The sequence below is a fragment of the uncultured Cardiobacterium sp. genome, assembly GCF_938028825.1.
Lineage (GTDB): Bacteria > Pseudomonadota > Gammaproteobacteria > Cardiobacteriales > Cardiobacteriaceae > Cardiobacterium.
Genome location: NZ_CALIZP010000067.1, coordinates 1 through 16,872 on the forward strand (window position 1 = coordinate 1; position 16,872 = coordinate 16,872).

Consider the following 16,872-nt stretch of genomic DNA (forward strand, 5'->3'; position numbering starts at 1 on the left):
GGCAGGATACGCTGGATGCGTTGCAGGCCGAGGGGCATACGGTGCTGTGGCTTCCACCCTATAGCCCGGATTTCAACCCGATAGAGAAGACGTGGGCATGGATAAAACGGTTGAGGAAACAATGGCGGTTGGCTGATGTGAATGCCCTGTTGTTTTGGTTCTTTATCCTTGTTACTCTTTATTAGAGATTTAACTATAATTGTTGGGATTGATATCAGTTTCATCATTATGTTTAGCGCCAAGCGGGGGAAAGATCGCTGTTTTGCTGCATTCTAATTGCTTGTAATCTATGCAGACCTGTTATGTTGCGACATAACCTAGCGGCAGGTGCGTGTGATGGATGTACGCTCTAGGTTGCGGAACTTCGGTTACTCAACAACAATCCCAACTATACATCACGCGGGAAAAATCGCGGCGGCGCAGGTCATTGGGATGGATGAACAGGTGGCCGACACCGGCATCGCCCCACATGATGTGTTTGTCGTCGCTGTCGAGCTGCATCAGCTGCACGTATTCGCGGAATGCCGGCACCGGGGCGCGCGGGTCTTCTTGCGTAAACTCGGGATAGCCGCCGATGCGGTGGCCGCCGTTGTAGTAGCCGTGTTTGTCTGCAACGCTTTCGGCAAATACGAATTCGGTATAGGCATCGCAGACGGCTTCGTCGTCGTGTTCGTAATTGTCGTAGGTGATGTCGGGCGCACCTTCGCCGCGCAGGTGCAGGGTGCAGTCTTGAAACGAAGGAAACTGGCTGCCGGATTGGAAACGGATGGCGCAGGGATGAACGAACGGGGGATGGCTTTCGCCATCCATGCCCCAGTCTTTGATGCGCCGCCACAGGCTGCGCTTGGGCGGCGGCACGGGCGGGACGTTTTCCAGAAAGGAGAAGTCCTGCACCAGCGCGTCATCCGGCAGCACTTCGGGATAATACAGCACGCGAAAACCGTCTTGGTTGAGCGGATTTTTGGAATCTAAGCCCCAACAGTTGAAGAAGCCATGCAGGTTGATAAACCATTGCAGGATGCCGCTTGTTGGAAAATCCGGCAGCGGCGGCATTTCGGCGAAGTTGATTTGTGCGAGCAGGGTCAGCGGCTGGCCGTAGGAGTTGCGTGGGTATTCTGCGTCAGGTGGCAGATAGGGCAGCCCGCCGATTTTGCTCTGGCTTAAGGTCAAATTGCCGCAGGGCTCGAGGATGATTTCGGCAGTGGGTTTCTCGGCAGCGAGAATGGCCGCTTTGTAGGGGGCGAGAAGGGGATGGTCAGGTATGCGCATTATTTCTCCTTTCGGTAGTGTTCTAAAAAGTATGCTCCTTCGTACACGACAAAAAAAATAAAACCCGCTGAAAAAGGCGTAATGGGCAAAACGGGTGCTTTTTTTGAGAACGTGTTCATAGTTTCTGCTGTAATCTATCGGTATGAACAGAAAAATCTACCCAAGCGATATCAGTCGCGAGCAATTTGCGCCTCTCCTTCCCCTGCTGGAAAGTGCCCGTAAACGCACAGCACCGCGTAAAGTGGACTTGTACGATGTTTCTCTATCTGCAACGCACTGGCTGCTCCTGGCGCGCTTTGCCGGGCGATTTTCCCAAATGGCGCACCGTCCATTCCTATTTCCAGAGATGGACCGAGCCCCGCAAGAGTGGCATCAGCCTCCTTGAGGAAGCATTAAAAAAATCAGGTGGTTGCCGCGCGTCGCAAGCGGGGGCGCCATGAAGAAACCACTTTCCTGATCGTTGATGCGCAGAGTGTGAAGAATAAGGATGCCGCCATGGAAAAAGGCTGCGATGCCGGCAAGAAAGTGAGCGGCATCAAGCGACACCTAGCGGTTGACACGCAGGGTTTGCCGCATGCCCTGGCGGTGACGACGGCGGATGTTACGGATAGAAAAGGCTGCCTGCCGGCATTGGAACATGAGCGGGATAATCCTGGCGCGGTGCAAAAAGTCCTTGCCGACGGTGGTTACACGGGTAAGGCATTTGCTTCGTCGGTGCAGGAGTTGATTGGTGCGGGGGTAGAGATTGCCAAACGCAACGAATTGCACCGGTTTAAGGTATTGCCGAAGCGGTGGGTGGTAGAGCGCAGTTTTTCCCGGCTGGAAAAGAACAGGCGACTGTGGAAAAACTGCGAGCGTAAGTTGAGTACCGGCTTGCAGATGGTCGTTTTGGCTTTCTTGGGAATCCCTGCTACAAAGACTATGCATATTGTTCTTAGAGAAACACCCCGCAGGGCGTTGCCCTCAACGGGAGCGAGTCGGAACAGAGTTGCGCCCACCCTCCAAAGATTAGTTACGAGAAGTAGATAAGGCTCGTTGATATTTGCCTTACAGAGCGGTTATGGCAAAACAGCAGATGCGAAACAAAAACGCAGGAAGATTAGACTGCGAGCATTTTTAATCAGTCAGTAGATGACGACTTTCTGTCAAAAGTCGTCGCAATACTGATTGTCAACAGAACCTATTATAAAAATTAACGTTTGGAGAATTGGGTTGCGCGACGTGCTTTATGTAAGCCGACTTTTTTCCGCTCAACTTTACGAGCATCACGAGTTAAGTATCCAGCCTGACGTAACGGTAATCGCAGTTCTTCATCATATGCACGTAATGCACGTGCGATTCCATGGCGAATAGCTCCAGCCTGCCCGCTAATACCTCCCCCATTAACCGTAATATAAAAATCAAATTTATCTTTTATATTTGCTAAACTTAGAGGCTGACAGACGACCATACGCGCAGTTTCTCGGCTAAAATACTCGTCTAGAGGCTTGTTATTAATAATAATGTTGCCACTCCCTTGTCGCAGGAAGACGCGCGCTGCAGAAGTTTTTCGACGGCCGGTGGCATAATATTGTTCCATTATCTTTTATCCTTTCTTTAAATATCTAGATGAAGCGGTTGTTGAGCTGAATGTTGATGCATTTCTCCTGCATAAATTTTCAATTTCTTCAGCATTGCTCTTCCCAATGGCCCTTGGGGCAACATTCCCTTGACAGCTATTTCAAGAACTCTTCCTGGTCTTTTTTCCTGCAAGTCATCAAAACTAATGCTTTTTAAATTGCCGATATAGCCGGTATGATGATGGTAAATCTTGTTTTTTCGCTTCTTTCCACTAACGCTCAGTTTATCGGCATTAACGACAATGATATAGTCACCAGTGTCTATATTAGGTGTAAATTCTGGTTTATGCTTGCCTCGTAGACGCAAGGCAATTTCGCTAGCAAGTCTGCCTAAGGTTTTTCCCGCAGCATCAACTAGATACCACTCTCGCGCCACAGTACTGGGCTTTGCAATATGGGTTTTGAACATCGGAAAATAATCTCCACACAAAATTAAGGCGACGATTGTACATAGTTTCCCATTTTTATGCAACACCAAGATATTGGCAAGAAAATATCTTGCTTAACCAACGCACCATCATTGCGTTTGATGCAATAGATGACATTCCTATCATATTGTAAAAATTATAGTTTCCTACTTCTTATAGAAGATGCCTTCGTGCGCGGCAAAAAGTCCTTCATCCCGAATTCTTCCTAACCTCCGATAAATCAAGCGGTTACCTGCCTGACAGATCCACCGGCCTGATCCCTCAGAACAACACGATCAACCGAGCCAAAATCTGCGCCGAATAAACTTCGTGCTTTCCTGCCAGGTTTCTTTGCCTTGATTTGGTCACCATTTGTGACTGTTTCAGATAGAAATGATACGGCGTTGGCTTGCCTGATCGGGTTTCCCATAAAAAGCGCGCAGCGCGTTTAATGGGAAACCCGCGCCGTACTATCTGTACTGTCCTCGGCTCGCCGCCTTGTCTCATTGCTGTTTGAAACGACTATACAGGCACACCGTAACACATCTGCCTGTTGCCTTTTTGGTCTCTGTTTACTACCCCTATCAGCGACCTTGTCGGAACACTAGTAATTCTAAGAATCCCCGCCGGAACGGGGATTTGGGTCAGTCGTTGAGGAAGCTTTTCAGCAGTTCCGAACGGTTCGGGTGGCGCAGTTTGCGCAGGGCTTTGGCTTCGATCTGGCGGATGCGTTCACGCGTCACGTCGAACTGCCGCCCCACTTCTTCGAGGGTGTGGTCGGTGTTCATATCGATGCCGAAGCGCATACGCAATACACGTTCTTCGCGCGGGGTGAGCGAGGCCAGCACTTCGTTGGTTGCCTCGGAAAGGCCGCGTGTGGTCGCGGCTTCCAGCGGCGACATGACGTTTGCGTCTTCGATGAAGTCGCCGAGATGCGAGTCTTCGTCATCGCCGATCGGGGTTTCCATCGAGATGGGTTCTTTGGCAATTTTCAGTACCTTGTGGATTTTCTCTTCCGGCATGTCCATCGCTGCCGCCAGTTCTTCCGGGGTCGGGTCGCGACCGTTTTTTTGTACCAAGGTGCGCGAGATGCGGTTCAGTTTGTTGATGGTTTCGATCATGTGTACCGGGATGCGAATGGTGCGCGCCTGGTCGGCGATGGAGCGGGTGATGGCTTGGCGGATCCACCAGGTGGCATAGGTGGAGAATTTGAAGCCGCGCCGGTATTCGAATTTGTCCACCGCTTTCATCAGGCCGATGTTGCCTTCCTGGATGAGGTCGAGGAATTGCAGGCCGCGGTTGGTGTATTTTTTGGCGATGGAGATGACGAGGCGCAGGTTGGCTTCGACCATTTCTTCTTTGGCACGTTTGGCCTGTGCTTTGCCGATGGAGAGGCGCTTGTGGATGTCTTTGAGCCGGATGATGCTCATGCGGTAGCGTTTTTCGATGTCGAGGTATTTTTCTTGTTCGACTTGGATTTCGGTGATAAGCGGTTTCAGTTTTTCCGCGTATTTGCGCCGCTGTTTGCTTTGCGCGACGATCCAGTCGGGGTTGGTTTCGTTGCCGGGGAATTCTTGCACGAAGGTTTTGCGCGGCATGCCGGCGCGCTCGATGATGAGACGCATCAGGCGGCGTTCGATGGCGCGGATTTCTTCGTTGGGGATGTTGAGCTGGGCTTCCATCAGGTCGATGGTTTTTTGCGGGAAGGAGAAGGCCGCGATGTATTCTTTGATTTCGCCGTGCAATTTCTGGTTTTTTTTGTCGTCCAGCGCCTTGCCTTTGCCGAGTGCGGTCATGAGTTTTTTGTGGATGGCCGCGAGTTCGACGAGTTTTTCCCTCGCTTCAATAAGGGTGTCCTGGCTGTCTGCCGTTTCTTCGGGCGGGGTACTGCTGTCGTCGTCTTCGTCGTCACTGCCGTTGATGGCGGTTTCATCTTCGCTGTCTTCGTCGGCACCGGCAAGGATTTCTTCGGTTTTATCGGCATAGGGGTCACCATAGCCGTTGACGAGGTCGCCCAGGCGGATTTCACCCGCTTCGGTTTTGGCAAATTCTTCGAGCAGGGCGGAGACAGCCAGCGGGAATTCGGCCAATGTTTGCTGCACGGTGTTGAGCCCGGCTTCGATACGTTTGGCGATGGCAATTTCGCCTTCGCGGGTGAGCAGGTCAACGGCGCCCATTTCACGCATGTACATGCGGACGGGATCGGTGGTGCGGCCAATCTCGGCTTCGTTGAGCGAGGCGGCAGTAGGGACTTCTTCTTCTTCGTTGTTGGCGATGACGTCGCCGTCTTCGTGAGCACTTTCGACGACGTCGATGCCCATTTCGACGATGAGCGCGATCATTTCGTCGTATTTGTCGCCTTCGAGAGCGTGTTCCGGCAGGGCTTCGTGGATTTCTTCGTAGGTGAGGAAGCCTTGTTCGCGTCCACGGGCGAGCAGTTCTTTGACTTCGTCCTGGACGTCGTATTCTTCGTGTTCTTGTTCTTGCTCAAATTCGCTCATGGTTTATCCCGTTGTTGTTGCAGTGGAAATCAGCCCTGTTTTATGTGGGCAGCGCTAAATTTTTCAAGACGTGCCTGCTGGCGGGCGTGGTTGCCGCGGATAGTGGCCAGCATGGCGGTGAATTCGTCGCGCTGTTGTTCCGTGCTCAGGCGGCCGAGCAGGTGCGCGGCGGAGGCGACGCCGTCGTACACGTCGTGCGTCCTCAGAAAGGCGGCGGTTTGTGCTTCGTCTGCGCCGCTGCTTTGCAGGGTGTAGCACAGCAACCAAAAAAGTTGCAGTTCGCCGTCTTGCGGAGGGTATTCCCAGCGGCGCAACGGCAGGGCGCTTTGCGGTTGCAGCAGCAGGTGTGCCATCAGGCGGATGCCTTTGTCTTTGGGCTTGGTGATGACGGTATCGCGGGCATGGTAGGGAGATGTATCGCGTTCGGCGCGGTAAGCCGGGTTATTGGCTGCGTTGCCGAGGGTAAGCACCGGCAGATCGAAATGTTTCATCACTTGGTTACGCAGAATTTCACGGTAGTCACCGGCGGGCAGCAGACCGAGCCAGCGTTGTGCTTCACCCGCCAGTCCGGCCTGTGCTTCGGCGCTGCGCTGCGTCCCTGCGCCGTCACCCAGCACTTGCAGCAGGTAGGCGGAGGCAGGCAGACTGGCGTCCATCAGTTGACGGAAGGTCTGTACACCCGATTTTTCGACGAGCGAATCAGGGTCTTCACCCGCCGGCATAAACATGAAGCGCCATTCGTGCCGCTTGTCATGCTGGGCGAAAACGGCTTCCAGCGCTTTGCGTGCCGCTTTTTGTCCGGCACTGTCGCCGTCGAAGGAAAAGTAGGTTTTGTCGGCACGTTTTTTCAGTTGGCTGATGTGGCTGTCGCCGATGGCGGTACCGAGGGCGGCGACGGCATTGGTTACGCCGTGCTGGTGCAGTTTGATGACATCCATATAGCCCTCGGTGACGAGCAGGGTGCGTTCGCGCGTTTGCATTGCCTGATAGAGTCCGTACAGCTCGAAGCGTTTGTTGAACCAGGGGGTTTCCGGCGAGTTGAGGTATTTCGGCTGGGCATCGCCCATCGCGCGCGCGCCGAAGGCAATAATTTTGCCTTTGCTGTTGTGGATGGGGAAGATGACGCGTTCGCGGAACCAGTCGTAATAGTGGTCATCTTTTTTGCCAACCAAACCAACATCCTGTAACAGTTGCAGCGGATATTTGCTGCCGAGTTGGGTCAGGAGGGCGTTGTTGGCCGGGGCATAGCCGAGCATGAAGGTATCGACGGTCTGTTTTCGCAAATGACGTCGGCGCAGGTAATCACGTGCCGCCTTCCCGCTGTCGCTGTAAAAGGTCTCGTGGAAGAAGGCAGCGGCATCAGCAAGGCATTCCAAACCGAGGTCGTAGCGGTCTTTTTCCTGCGCGTCGTAGTGGTGTCCATCCTCTTCGTAAGGGACTTCCAGCCTATTGAAGGCCGCCAACTGCTCAACGGCTTCGGGGAAAGGCAGGTTGTCGTAATCCATCAGGAAACGGATAGCGTCGCCGCTGACGCCGCAGCCGAAGCAGTGGTAAAAACCTTTTTGCAGGTTGACGCTGAACGAGGGCGTTTTTTCTTGATGAAACGGGCAGCAGGCCCAGTGATTGTTGCCTGATTTGCGGGTAAAGGTTATCCGCGTGGATAACAGCGCGAGTAGGTCAGTGCGCGCTGTCAGTTCGTCAATAAACGGTTTGGGGATGCGTTTTGCCATCGGCAGCCGCCGGGCGGCCTCCGGCTCAGGATTGTAGTAATGTACGCAGGTACTGGCTGACAAAAGCCATATCTGCGCGGCCTTCCAGTTCGGGTTTCAGCACCGCCATCAGCGGCTTCATGGATGTCATCGCGCGTGGCAGGCCGGATGCAGCCAATGCTTTGTCCACTTCGGCGCGGATTTCGTCTTCGCCGAGTGCCTGCGGCAGGAACTGCCGGATGATAACAATCTCCGCTTCTTCATGTTCGGCGAGGTCGAGGCGGGCAGCATCACGGTATTGTTTCGCCGCATCCTGACGCTGTTTGACCTGGCGCACCAGCTCGCGCAGGGCGATGTCATCAGTAATTTCAACGCGCTGATCAACTTCAATCTGCTTGAACGCCGCGCTAATCAGGCGCAGCGTTTGCAGGGTGGCCTTGTCCTTGTTGACCATCGCCGTCTTGATGGCGGCATTGACGTTTTCCCGGATGCTCATGGTGCTGGGTACGTTTAGTAGAGACGCTCGAAGCGGCCGCGTTCTTTTTTCAGGCGGCGGGCGTTGCGTTTGACGGCAGCGGCAAGCTTGCGCTTGCGTTCCTGGGTCGGTTTTTCGTAGAACTCACGGCTGCGGACTTCGGCAAGCACACCGGCTTTTTCCACAGAACGTTTGAAACGGCGCAGGGCGATGTCGAACGGTTCATTGTCGCGTACTTTTACACTTGGCATTAGTTTCCTCGATAAGATGAAAAAAATTACATAAGAAAGGCGCGCATTATAGTGGTGTCGTCTTAAAAATCAACGGACTTTTCCTGCCCGCCGCGCTGCTTTGCGCGCCTTGCGGCGGCTGTCGTCATAGTTGTGCATAATCGTGCCGGTTTGCAACAAAACCGCACAGAAACAGATGGCTGCCCCCCAAAAGGGATGCCCCCACAGCCAGATCACCCCGCCGAAGAAGAGATGCAGCGGCGCGAAGAGGGCGAGTACCGCAAATGCCTTGCCCTGCCGCCGCCAGACAAACGGCAGCCAGTACAGAAGCGGCAGCAAGGTCAGCAGCAGACCGAGGAACATTTGCAACACATTCGCGGTGCGGAACAGCACCAGCGCCGCCGCATATATGCCGATCAGCGCCACAAGCGACGCCAACGTCAAATAAAACCCTTTTTTCTGCCGCGACACTGCCGTTCCCTCTTCCACACAAGGCGGCGCATTATGGCACAAGCGGCTATAATCCGCGCCCTGCCCGTCTTCGCTACCCGCTTATGCTCACCGCCCACGCCCCGGCCGGTTACATCACCGCCCGCTTGCTCATCCGCCTCAAACCGCCAAGCCTGCCCACCTGGCAATGGCTGTTTATCGGCATCATCGGCGGTCTGCTGCCCGACATTGACATGCTCTGGTTTTATTTCATTGACCACGGCCACGTCCATCATCACCGCTACCCGGCGCACTGGCCCGTGCTCTGGCTGGCGCTGCTCGTGACCGCCGCCTGCTATCGTCATTACCGCCGCAACACTGCTGCCGCCATCCTGCTGCTCACCGCCGTGAACGGCTGCGTCCATATCGGCCTTGACAGCATTGTCGGCGATATCTTTTGGCTGATGCCGTGGCATGACGGTGCTTACTCGCTTTTCACCATCACCGCGCGTTATCAGCCGTGGTGGCTCAATTTCATCCTGCATCCGACTTTCCTGCCCGAACTCGCCTTGTGGCTATGGGCGGGCATCCTTTACCGCCAAAAGTGCCGCCTATGACCGACAACACCATCCGCGTCCGCATTCTCGCCGCCGACGCCGCTACCGTCCGGCTCGCCCTCGTAGATGACATCCGCGAATGCAAACGCTGCGCCGAAGGCAACGGCTGCGGCGGTCGCCCGTGGTTTCGCGGCTTCAGGCGCGGACAACCCATCACCCTGGTGAATAACGGCGACTGGCACAGCGGCGACACTGCCGAACTGCACCTGACTTCGGCCGGCCTCAATCTCGGCGCCGCGCTGACTTACGGCTTACCGCTCCTTGCTTTCATCGCCACCCTCGCACTCACTCGGCCCTGGCACGAAGGCTGGCAGATACTTGCCGCCACCGCCGCCGTCCTTGCCACCCCGCTTGTTACCCGCCCGCTGCGCCACCGCATCATCACCCGCTGCCTGCGTCTTGAACGCGCGCGCGGCAGTGCCGCCCGCCCCTGCCGCTACAATCAACCGCACAGATGAATCGCCCGGCGCCAGGATTAGACCGGAATCCGTCGAAGGGAAGAGTATTGGGTGGCAGACCTTCTCACGCAAAAAAAACCGTGCGCACAAAAAACGGCATCCGCAGATGCCGTTTTTTTGTTGAAGGAGAAGCGGATTATTTTTTCGCTTCGTCTTTTTTCTCTTCGGCCGGTTTGGCGTCTGCCTTGGCAGTGTCCGCAGCGCCGACTTTCAGCAGTTCGACATCGAAAGTGAGAGTGGCGTTCGGCGGGATGCTCGGCGGGGCGCCGGTTTCACCGTAAGCGAGGTTGGAGGGGATGTAGAAGGTGTATTTGCTGCCTTCTGGCATCAGTTGCAGGCCTTCCACCCAGCCGGGGATAACGTCGGTGACGCCGAAGGTGACAGGTTCTTTGCGTTCCAGCGAGCTGTCGAAGACGGTGCCGTCCAGCAGACGGCCTTCGTAGTGCACGGTGACGCTGTCTTTTTCGGTCGGTTTGACCCCTTTGCCTTCTTTTTCGACTTTGTATTGCAGGCCGCTCTTGGTGGTTTTCACGCCGTCTTTCTTGCCGTTTTCGTCAAGGAATTTCTTGCCCGCTTCGGCATTGGCGGCGATTTCTTTTTCGTATTGGGCCTGCATATCTTTCATGCGCGCTTCGGCGAAGGTTTTCATGGTTTTGTCCATGTCTTCGGCACTCATCGCCGGTTCTTTGCCTTCGAAGGCGTCTTTCAAGCCGGCGACGAGGGCGTCGATGTTGACGTTTTTGCCGCCGATTTCTTTGACGGTGCTGCCCATGTCCACGCCGATGGCGTAGCCGACTTTGTCGGCGTCGGTTTTGAGGTCAACGGCCTGAGCGCTGCCGACAGCGGCGGCCAGTGCGGCGGCGAGCAGGATTTTCTGGTTTGTCATGCGTTCTCTCCTTGGGAAGATTGATGAAAAAACGGCGCGCAGTATGCCACAGTCGGCGCGGCCGGGGGGTTTAAGGTTGGGTAATTCTTTGCCGCGCAGCGTCGATGAGACGGTGTTCTTGCAGCCAGCGGATGGCGTCGATGGCGTCGCCTTCGAGCCAGGCATATACGCTGCCTTCGCGGTAGTTGTAGCCCCAGGCGGTCATGTCGGCGAGCATTTGCGCGCGGCCAACGTCGGGCAGGGCTTCGGCGAGCAGGATTTGCAGGTAGTTCACCGCGCATTCTTCCAGCACGGTACCGCCCGCATCGGTGTGCAGGTTGGCGCGGCGCGCGTCGTCCATGCAGATCCAGTGCCCGGCTTCGTGCAGGGCGGAATGGGTGGGGGTATCGGGGCGGATGTAGAGGGTGTTTTTGACGAGGCCGGCTTCCGGTGCGCCCCAGTAGCTGCCGGGGATGTCGGCTTCTACGGGCAGCAGTTCAACGTTGAGGCCATATTCGCCCAGTAATGATGAAAGCGCCGACAGGTTAATGTCGGCGCAGCGCTGGACGTTGACGGGTCGGGTCATACGGGTTCGCCGAGTTTGACGACGAGGACATCGCAGTTGACGCCGGGCAGGATGTCGTCGGCGGTGGCACCCAGGAGCGAGGCGAGACCGGTGCGGACGTGGCGGCCGATGACGATGAGGTCGGGTTTGATTTTGTTGCAGTAGTCAAGGATGCCGCGCCGGGTGGAGAGGGCAGTTTCGACGTGCGCGTCGTCGGCGATGATGTTGTGCCGCGCGAGGAGTTCCTGCATTTTTGCGCGTGCGCCGGAGATGATTTCGTCTTCGTTGTTGTTGAGCGGGATGATGGGGACGATTTCGTAGCCGGCGGTGAGGACAGTCTCTTCCATGACATGCAGGACGCGCAGTTTGGCGTCGGGGTTGTCCAGCATGCATTTGGCACGGCTGGCGACGATGTCGCTGTCTTCACGCAGGTCGGTGACGAGTAGGACGTTTTTGTAGCGCATGGCGTTCTCCTGTTGGTTGACGGGCGTGGCTTTTTGTGTCGCCACGCGGATATTTTAACATGCTGCCCCAGCCGCCGTACGGTTCTCACAAGGTGCGCAGCATGGTCACGGTGTTTTTCAGGGTGCGTTCGATGTGGGCGGCAAGCGGGGGATTGTAGGGCTCTTCGAGGCACATTTCCACCAGCCCCCTGAAGATGACGCCCATGTGGAAAAAGAGGTAATCGGGATCGGTGTCGGTGCGGGAACGGCCTTCGGCTTTGCCGCGTTCGACGATTTCATGGCACTGCTGCTGCCAGATGAGTTTGTAGTCGCGGTGCAGCAGGGCGAGCGGCTGGGCGCAGCCGTGCTGGTGGAAGACGCGGAAGAAGCGCAGGCGGACGGGGTGGCGGATGAGCTGCTGGAAGAAGGTGTTCAGATTGTCGCCGATGCTGTCCCAGCTGTCCGGTTGGTGCATGGCATCGGCGTTTTGCTGCATCAGGTCGTGGAATTGTTCCTGGGCGAGGGCAACAAGAATTTCGTCTTTGTTTTCAAAATGCCAGTAGATGGCTCCGCGTGTCACGCCGGCTTTGCGGGCGATGCTGCTCAGGGAGGTCTGGGTGTAGCCCTGTTCGTCAAAGAGGGTCAGGGCGGCGTCAAGAATGGCGTTACGGGTTTGTTCTGCTTCGCTTTTGGTTCGGCGCATGGGGGTTCGTTGTGGGGTGTGTGCCAGCGGCGCAGTATAGCAAGTCCGCTGGTTTTACATACAGGCTTGTATATAATACGCCGCTTGCTTTTTTAATGGCGCTGTCATGTTGACGCCGCTTTTTGATTGTTAACCGGGAGGAACTTTATGGAGATTCGTTTGAAACGCGCGCTTGCTGCTGTCGCTGTCGCCGCCAGCCTGCATCCTGCTCTGGCGCAACAGGGACCGGGCGGCGGTGAGCAGAAACCGCCACAGGCGGGGGTGATTATCGTCAAGCCGCAGACAGTGGTGCAGACGAAGAACCTGCCGGCTCGCCTTGAAGCCTCGCGTGAGGCGGTAATCCAGCCGCAGGTGAGCGGCATCGTGCAGAAGCGTCTCTTTGAAGAGGGCGCGATGGTGCGCGCCGGGCAGCAGCTCTATCAGATTGATGACGCGGTCTATCTCGCCAATTTGCAAGCAGCCAAAGCGCAACTGGCGCAAGCCGAGGCGAACAAGGCATTGGCGCAAAGCACCGCCAACCGCTACGCCCCGCTGGTCAAGGAAAAGGCCGTGTCGCGCCAAACCTATGATCAGGCGCTGGCCGAGGTCAAGGTGGCATCCGCCAATATCATGGCGGCGGAAGCGGGCATCGAGCAGGCGGAAATCAATGTGCAGTACGCCAAGGTGATGGCGCCGATTTCCGGCGTGATTGGCAAGTCCAATGTGTCTGAAGGTTCGCTGGTGTCGCCGAATGGTACAGTGAGCATGGCCAAGATTCAGCAGCTTGACCCGATGTACGTCAACATCACCCAGACTGCCGCCGATTTGCGCCGTATCAAGAAGGAATTTCAGTCCGGCGCGATGAAGGGCGTGGATTTTTCCGTGCAGATTACGTTTGATGACGGCACGCCTTATCCGCACAAGGGCCGCCTGCTCTTCGCCGATCAGACAGTTGATCCCGGCACCGGCGAACTCTTGCTGCGTGCCGAAGTCCCCAACCCCGACGGTGAATTGTTACCCGGGCTGTATGTCCGCGCCGACATCCCGCAAAGCCAGCTGCAAAATGTTTATGTCGTGCCACAAAGTGCGGTAACGCGAGGCACGAAAGACACGCTGCGCGTGGTTGCCGCAGACGGCGCTTTTTCCACCCGCGAGGTGAAAGTCGTCGGCGAGCGCAAGAATCAGTGGATTATCGGCGAGGGTCTGAAACCGAATGAAATGGTGATGGTCGATACCCTGTCGCAACTGATGGCGGGCGCGACCCACATCACCCCGGTCATCTACGGTGACGACGGCAAACCGCTGCCGCAGCAGCCCGCCGCCAGCCAGCCAGCCACGCAGCAATCTGCCGAAGGCAAACCTGAGGCCAAGCCCGCCACACCGGTAGGCGAAAAACCGGCCGCGCAGTAACGGGGGGAATATGTCCAAGTTTTTCATTAACCGCCCCGTTTTTGCCTGGGTTGTCGCGATATTTATCGTTATCGCCGGCCTGCTTGCCCTGCAACGTTTGCCGGTCGAGCAGTATCCGAATGTCAGCGCGCCCAAAATCACCGTACGTGTCAGCTATCCGGGCGCAAGTGCCGCCGAAATTGAAGAATCCGTGCTCTCCATCATGGAACGCGAGATGAACGGCATTGACGGCCTCGACTATATGCAGGCATCTGCTGATGCCAGTGGTAGCGGTGAATTGTCGCTGACCTTCGTCTCCGGCACCGATGAAGACATCGCCCAGGTCAACGTGCAAAACGCCGTGTCGCAGGTGACGTCCCGCCTGCCCGGTACGGTCACGCAAAACGGCATCACCGTCGGCAAACAAAGTACCAACTTCCTCATGGTAGTCGCCCTGCAACGCAGCGAAAAATCCAGCCTGACTGTGCGCGAAATGAGCGACTACGCCCAGCGTAACATCGTCCCCGAACTGCAACGGATCGACGGTGTTGGCGGTATCCGCCTCTTCGGCGCGGAAACCGCGATGCGCATCTGGCTCAATCCGGAAAAACTGCGCGGCTATAACCTCTCTGCCGCCGATGTATCCGCTGCGATTGCCGCGCAGAACCGCTCCATCCCGACCGGCAGCCTCGGCTCGCTGCCCGCTTTACCAGGACAAAGTTTTTCGGCAGTCATCAACGTTCCCGGCCAGCTGCGCAACGTTGCCGAATTTGAAAATATCGTCCTGAAGAGTACCGAGGGCGGCGCTACCGTGCGCCTGAAAGATGTCGCCCATGTCGAACTTGGTCAGGAGTCGTACATGGCATCTGCCCGCCTGAACGGCGAATCCACTACCGGTATGGCCGTGCAACTGTCGAACAGCGGTAATGCGGTGGCAGTAGCGAAAGCAGTCAAGGCGCGCATGGCGGAACTGCAACAATATTTCCCGGAAGGCATGAGCTGGTCAGCGCCGTATGACACCTCACTCTTCGTCAGCCTCTCCATCGAACAGGTGCTGCACACCCTGATGGAAGCGATGGTGCTGGTCTTCATCGTCATGTTCCTCTTCCTGCAAAACATCCGCTACACCCTCATCCCTGCCATCGTCGTGCCGATTTCCCTGATGGGTGCGGTAGCCTTGATGGCACCGCTGGGGCTATCCATCAATGTGCTCACCATGTTTGCGATGGTGCTCGTGATAGGGATTGTGGTGGATGACGCCATCGTCGTGGTGGAAAACGTCGAACGCCTCATGGCGGAAGAAAAACTCACCCCCTATCAGGCGACGCGCAAAAGCATGGGGCAGATTTCCGGCGCCATCGTCGGCATCACCCTGGTCAACATCGTCGTTTTCCTGCCGATGGCTTTCATGTCCGGCTCGACCGGTGCCATCTACCGCCAGTTCTCGCTGGTCATGGCTGGCTCTATCGGCTTCTCCGGCTTCCTGGCGTTGACCCTCACCCCGGCCCTCTGTGCCACCATGCTCAAACCCGTGCGTGATGATCACCACGAAAAACGCGGCTTCTTCGGCTGGTTCAACCGCGCGGTCAAAGCCGCTACCCATGCCTATGAAGCGACCATCGCCCGCTTCATCCGTATCAGCTACCTGATGTTTGTCATCTATCTGGGCGTTGGCGTCGGCGCCGCTTTCCTCTTCCTGCGCCTGCCCACTTCGTTCCTGCCGAACGAAGACCAGGGCTTCGTCATCGCCAGCCTGCAATTGCCGACCGGTGCTACCGCCGAGCGCACCATCGAGAAGCTCAAAGAGATGGAGAACGTCGCTAAAGGCATTCCGGAAATCAAGAACATGTTTGCTGTGCAGGGCTTCAGCTTCAGCGGCTCGGGGCAAAACATGGGGATGTCCTTTATCATCCTCAAAGACTGGAAAGAGCGCACCCGCCCCGATCAGTCCGCCGCCGCCATTTCCGGCAAACTGATGGGCGGCTTCATGGGCATTCGGGATGCCACCATTTTTGCCCTCAGCCCACCCGCCATTCCTTCACTCGGCACATCCAGCGGTTTTGATTTGATGCTGGAAGACCGTGGCGGACAGGGACACGCAGCACTGCTTGCTGCGCGTAACCAGCTGATGGGTATGGCGATGCAGAAAAAAGACATGATCGGACAAATCCGCCCCAGTGGTCTGGAAGACGCGCCGCAACTGCGCATCGACATTAACCGTGACGCCGCCTACGCGCAAAACGTTACCATCAGCAGCATCGCCAACATCCTCGGTACCAACTTCGGCTCCGCCTACATCAACGACTTCCCTAACAACGGCCGCCTGCAACGCGTGACTGTGCAGGCCGATGCCGGGACACGGATGCAGGAAGAAGGGCTGAAATCACTGGACATCCCCAACACCAAGGGGGGACAGGTTCCGCTGGGTGCCATTGCCAACTTCACCTGGGAACAGGGGCAGATGCAGGCGACCCGCTACAACGGCTACCCGGCGATGCAACTCTCCGGCTCCGCTGCCCAGGGACAAAGCTCCGGCGATGCCATGAACACCATGGTTGAGCTGACCAAAGCCCTGCCACCCGGCTTCGCCCTCGAATGGACGGGGCTGGCACTGGAAGAACAGCGCGCAGGTGATCAGCAAATGTACGTCCTCGGCTTCAGCCTGCTCGCCGTTTTCCTCTGTCTTGCGGCGCTGTACGAAAGCTGGTCCATTCCGTTTGCCGTTATCCTCGTCGTCCCGCTCGGCGTCCTCGGCGCTACCGGCGGCATCTTCGGCCGCAACTGGTTCAACACTCTGATGGCAGGCGGCAATGCCGAACTCTTCGCCAACGATGTGTACCTCAAAGTTGGCCTCATCACCATCATCGGCCTGACCGTGAAAAACGCCATCCTCATCATCGAGTTCGCCAAAGACCTGCAAGAAGGCGGCAAAACCCGCATCCAGGCGGCACTGCAAGCGGCACATTTGCGCTTCCGCCCCATCGTGATGACCTCGCTTGCCTTCATCCTCGGCGTCGTCCCGCTCTACTTCGCCAGCGGCGCCAGCTCTGCGAGCCAGCGCGCCATCGGCACCAGCGTCTTCTGGGGGATGAGCATCGGCACTTTCCTCGGCCTCGTCATGATCCCCATCTTCTTCGTCCTCGTCCGCAAACTCTTCCCGGGCAAACTCGGCGTGCACGACAAATACGCCACCCGCGAAGACCAGCCCTACTGA

General features: G+C 56.6%; 17 protein-coding genes and 1 pseudogene. 6 read left to right on the top strand and 12 right to left on the bottom strand.

The features are described 5' to 3' along the window. A partial coding sequence (locus tag Q0562_RS10175; protein ID WP_298644059.1) for a transposase occupies positions 1-185 on the top strand: 185 nt, incomplete at its 5' end. 187 nt (positions 186-372) lie between these two features. Here the strand turns inward: Q0562_RS10175 and Q0562_RS10180 are convergent. Continuing rightward, complete coding sequence (locus Q0562_RS10180; RefSeq protein ID WP_298644061.1) at positions 373-1,269, bottom strand: DUF1963 domain-containing protein; 897 nt, start codon at positions 1,267-1,269, stop codon at positions 373-375. A 142-nt stretch (positions 1,270-1,411) separates the two neighbouring features. Between Q0562_RS10180 and Q0562_RS10185 the strand changes: the two are divergent. After that, positions 1,412-2,175, top strand: a pseudogene (locus Q0562_RS10185) (IS5 family transposase); the annotation flags it as partial. Positions 2,176-2,461: 286 nt separating this feature from the next. On the opposite strand, the gene rpsI reads toward Q0562_RS10185, so the two are convergent. The 7 genes from rpsI to Q0562_RS10220 all read right to left on the bottom strand — a co-directional run bounded on the left by rpsI (position 2,462) and on the right by Q0562_RS10220 (position 8,681). Continuing rightward, complete coding sequence (gene rpsI / locus Q0562_RS10190) at positions 2,462-2,848, bottom strand: 30S ribosomal protein S9 (protein ID WP_298644063.1); 387 nt, start codon at positions 2,846-2,848, stop codon at positions 2,462-2,464. Positions 2,849-2,865: 17 nt separating this feature from the next. Beyond that, the gene (rplM, locus tag Q0562_RS10195; protein WP_298644065.1) at positions 2,866-3,297 is read right to left on the bottom strand and encodes a 50S ribosomal protein L13; all 432 of its coding nucleotides are present in this window, start codon (positions 3,295-3,297) and stop codon (positions 2,866-2,868) included. A gap of 642 nt (positions 3,298-3,939) precedes the next feature. Continuing rightward, positions 3,940-5,796, bottom strand: a complete 1,857-nt coding sequence (rpoD, locus tag Q0562_RS10200; RefSeq protein WP_298644067.1) for an RNA polymerase sigma factor RpoD — start codon at positions 5,794-5,796, stop codon at positions 3,940-3,942. Positions 5,797-5,825: 29 nt separating this feature from the next. Further along, on the bottom strand, positions 5,826-7,526 hold the full coding sequence (gene dnaG / locus Q0562_RS10205; RefSeq protein WP_298644068.1) for a DNA primase: 1,701 nt from the start codon (positions 7,524-7,526) through the stop codon (positions 5,826-5,828). A gap of 25 nt (positions 7,527-7,551) precedes the next feature. After that, positions 7,552-8,001, bottom strand: a complete 450-nt coding sequence (locus tag Q0562_RS10210; RefSeq protein WP_298644069.1) for a GatB/YqeY domain-containing protein — start codon at positions 7,999-8,001, stop codon at positions 7,552-7,554. Positions 8,002-8,015: 14 nt separating this feature from the next. Beyond that, on the bottom strand, positions 8,016-8,231 hold the full coding sequence (gene rpsU / locus Q0562_RS10215; RefSeq protein ID WP_298644071.1) for a 30S ribosomal protein S21: 216 nt from the start codon (positions 8,229-8,231) through the stop codon (positions 8,016-8,018). Positions 8,232-8,300: 69 nt separating this feature from the next. Beyond that, positions 8,301-8,681, bottom strand: coding sequence for an ABC transporter (locus tag Q0562_RS10220; RefSeq protein WP_298644074.1), 381 nt, complete (start codon positions 8,679-8,681; stop codon positions 8,301-8,303). 83 nt (positions 8,682-8,764) lie between these two features. On the opposite strand from Q0562_RS10220, the gene Q0562_RS10225 reads away from it, so the two are divergent. After that, complete coding sequence (locus Q0562_RS10225; protein WP_298644077.1) at positions 8,765-9,256, top strand: metal-dependent hydrolase; 492 nt, start codon at positions 8,765-8,767, stop codon at positions 9,254-9,256. Beyond that, entirely contained in the window at positions 9,253-9,714 is a 462-nt protein-coding gene (locus Q0562_RS10230; protein WP_298644078.1) for a SoxR reducing system RseC family protein, read from the top strand. Before Q0562_RS10225 ends, Q0562_RS10230 begins: the two co-directional genes overlap by 4 nt. Positions 9,715-9,850: 136 nt before the next feature. On the opposite strand, the gene Q0562_RS10235 is transcribed toward Q0562_RS10230, so the two are convergent. From Q0562_RS10235 to Q0562_RS10250, 4 genes are all read right to left on the bottom strand, one after another. Beyond that, the gene (locus tag Q0562_RS10235; protein ID WP_298644080.1) at positions 9,851-10,600 is read right to left on the bottom strand and encodes an FKBP-type peptidyl-prolyl cis-trans isomerase; all 750 of its coding nucleotides are present in this window, start codon (positions 10,598-10,600) and stop codon (positions 9,851-9,853) included. A 70-nt stretch (positions 10,601-10,670) separates the two neighbouring features. After that, complete coding sequence (locus Q0562_RS10240; protein ID WP_298644081.1) at positions 10,671-11,165, bottom strand: hypothetical protein; 495 nt, start codon at positions 11,163-11,165, stop codon at positions 10,671-10,673. Next, the gene (locus Q0562_RS10245) at positions 11,162-11,608 is read right to left on the bottom strand and encodes a universal stress protein (protein ID WP_366144760.1); all 447 of its coding nucleotides are present in this window, start codon (positions 11,606-11,608) and stop codon (positions 11,162-11,164) included. Before Q0562_RS10245 ends, Q0562_RS10240 begins: the two co-directional genes overlap by 4 nt. A gap of 85 nt (positions 11,609-11,693) precedes the next feature. Beyond that, complete coding sequence (locus Q0562_RS10250) at positions 11,694-12,290, bottom strand: TetR family transcriptional regulator (RefSeq protein WP_298644084.1); 597 nt, start codon at positions 12,288-12,290, stop codon at positions 11,694-11,696. A 147-nt stretch (positions 12,291-12,437) separates the two neighbouring features. Here Q0562_RS10250 and Q0562_RS10255 point away from each other — a divergent pair, with 147 nt between their 5' ends. Together Q0562_RS10255 and Q0562_RS10260 are read left to right on the top strand one after the other, a co-directional pair. Continuing rightward, a complete protein-coding gene (locus tag Q0562_RS10255; protein ID WP_298644086.1) occupies positions 12,438-13,679 on the top strand; it encodes an efflux RND transporter periplasmic adaptor subunit in 1,242 nt (413 codons plus the stop codon). A 10-nt stretch (positions 13,680-13,689) separates the two neighbouring features. Beyond that, complete coding sequence (locus Q0562_RS10260) at positions 13,690-16,872, top strand: efflux RND transporter permease subunit (protein ID WP_298644088.1); 3,183 nt, start codon at positions 13,690-13,692, stop codon at positions 16,870-16,872.

Coding starts and splice junctions, on each gene's coding strand:
- Q0562_RS10180 (WP_298644061.1), bottom strand. CDS start 1,269: ATGCGCATACCTGACCATCCCCTTCTCGCCCCCTACAAAGCGGCCATT.
- rpoD (WP_298644067.1), bottom strand. CDS start 5,796: ATGAGCGAATTTGAGCAAGAACAAGAACACGAAGAATACGACGTCCAG.
- Q0562_RS10250 (WP_298644084.1), bottom strand. CDS start 12,290: ATGCGCCGAACCAAAAGCGAAGCAGAACAAACCCGTAACGCCATTCTT.
- Q0562_RS10260 (WP_298644088.1), top strand. CDS start 13,690: ATGTCCAAGTTTTTCATTAACCGCCCCGTTTTTGCCTGGGTTGTCGCG.
- Q0562_RS10225 (WP_298644077.1), top strand. CDS start 8,765: ATGCTCACCGCCCACGCCCCGGCCGGTTACATCACCGCCCGCTTGCTC.
- Q0562_RS10255 (WP_298644086.1), top strand. CDS start 12,438: ATGGAGATTCGTTTGAAACGCGCGCTTGCTGCTGTCGCTGTCGCCGCC.
- rplM (WP_298644065.1), bottom strand. CDS start 3,297: ATGTTCAAAACCCATATTGCAAAGCCCAGTACTGTGGCGCGAGAGTGG.
- rpsI (WP_298644063.1), bottom strand. CDS start 2,848: ATGGAACAATATTATGCCACCGGCCGTCGAAAAACTTCTGCAGCGCGC.
- dnaG (WP_298644068.1), bottom strand. CDS start 7,526: ATGGCAAAACGCATCCCCAAACCGTTTATTGACGAACTGACAGCGCGC.
- Q0562_RS10210 (WP_298644069.1), bottom strand. CDS start 8,001: ATGAGCATCCGGGAAAACGTCAATGCCGCCATCAAGACGGCGATGGTC.
- rpsU (WP_298644071.1), bottom strand. CDS start 8,231: ATGCCAAGTGTAAAAGTACGCGACAATGAACCGTTCGACATCGCCCTG.
- Q0562_RS10235 (WP_298644080.1), bottom strand. CDS start 10,600: ATGACAAACCAGAAAATCCTGCTCGCCGCCGCACTGGCCGCCGCTGTC.
- Q0562_RS10240 (WP_298644081.1), bottom strand. CDS start 11,165: ATGACCCGACCCGTCAACGTCCAGCGCTGCGCCGACATTAACCTGTCG.
- Q0562_RS10245 (WP_366144760.1), bottom strand. CDS start 11,608: ATGCGCTACAAAAACGTCCTACTCGTCACCGACCTGCGTGAAGACAGC.
- Q0562_RS10230 (WP_298644078.1), top strand. CDS start 9,253: ATGACCGACAACACCATCCGCGTCCGCATTCTCGCCGCCGACGCCGCT.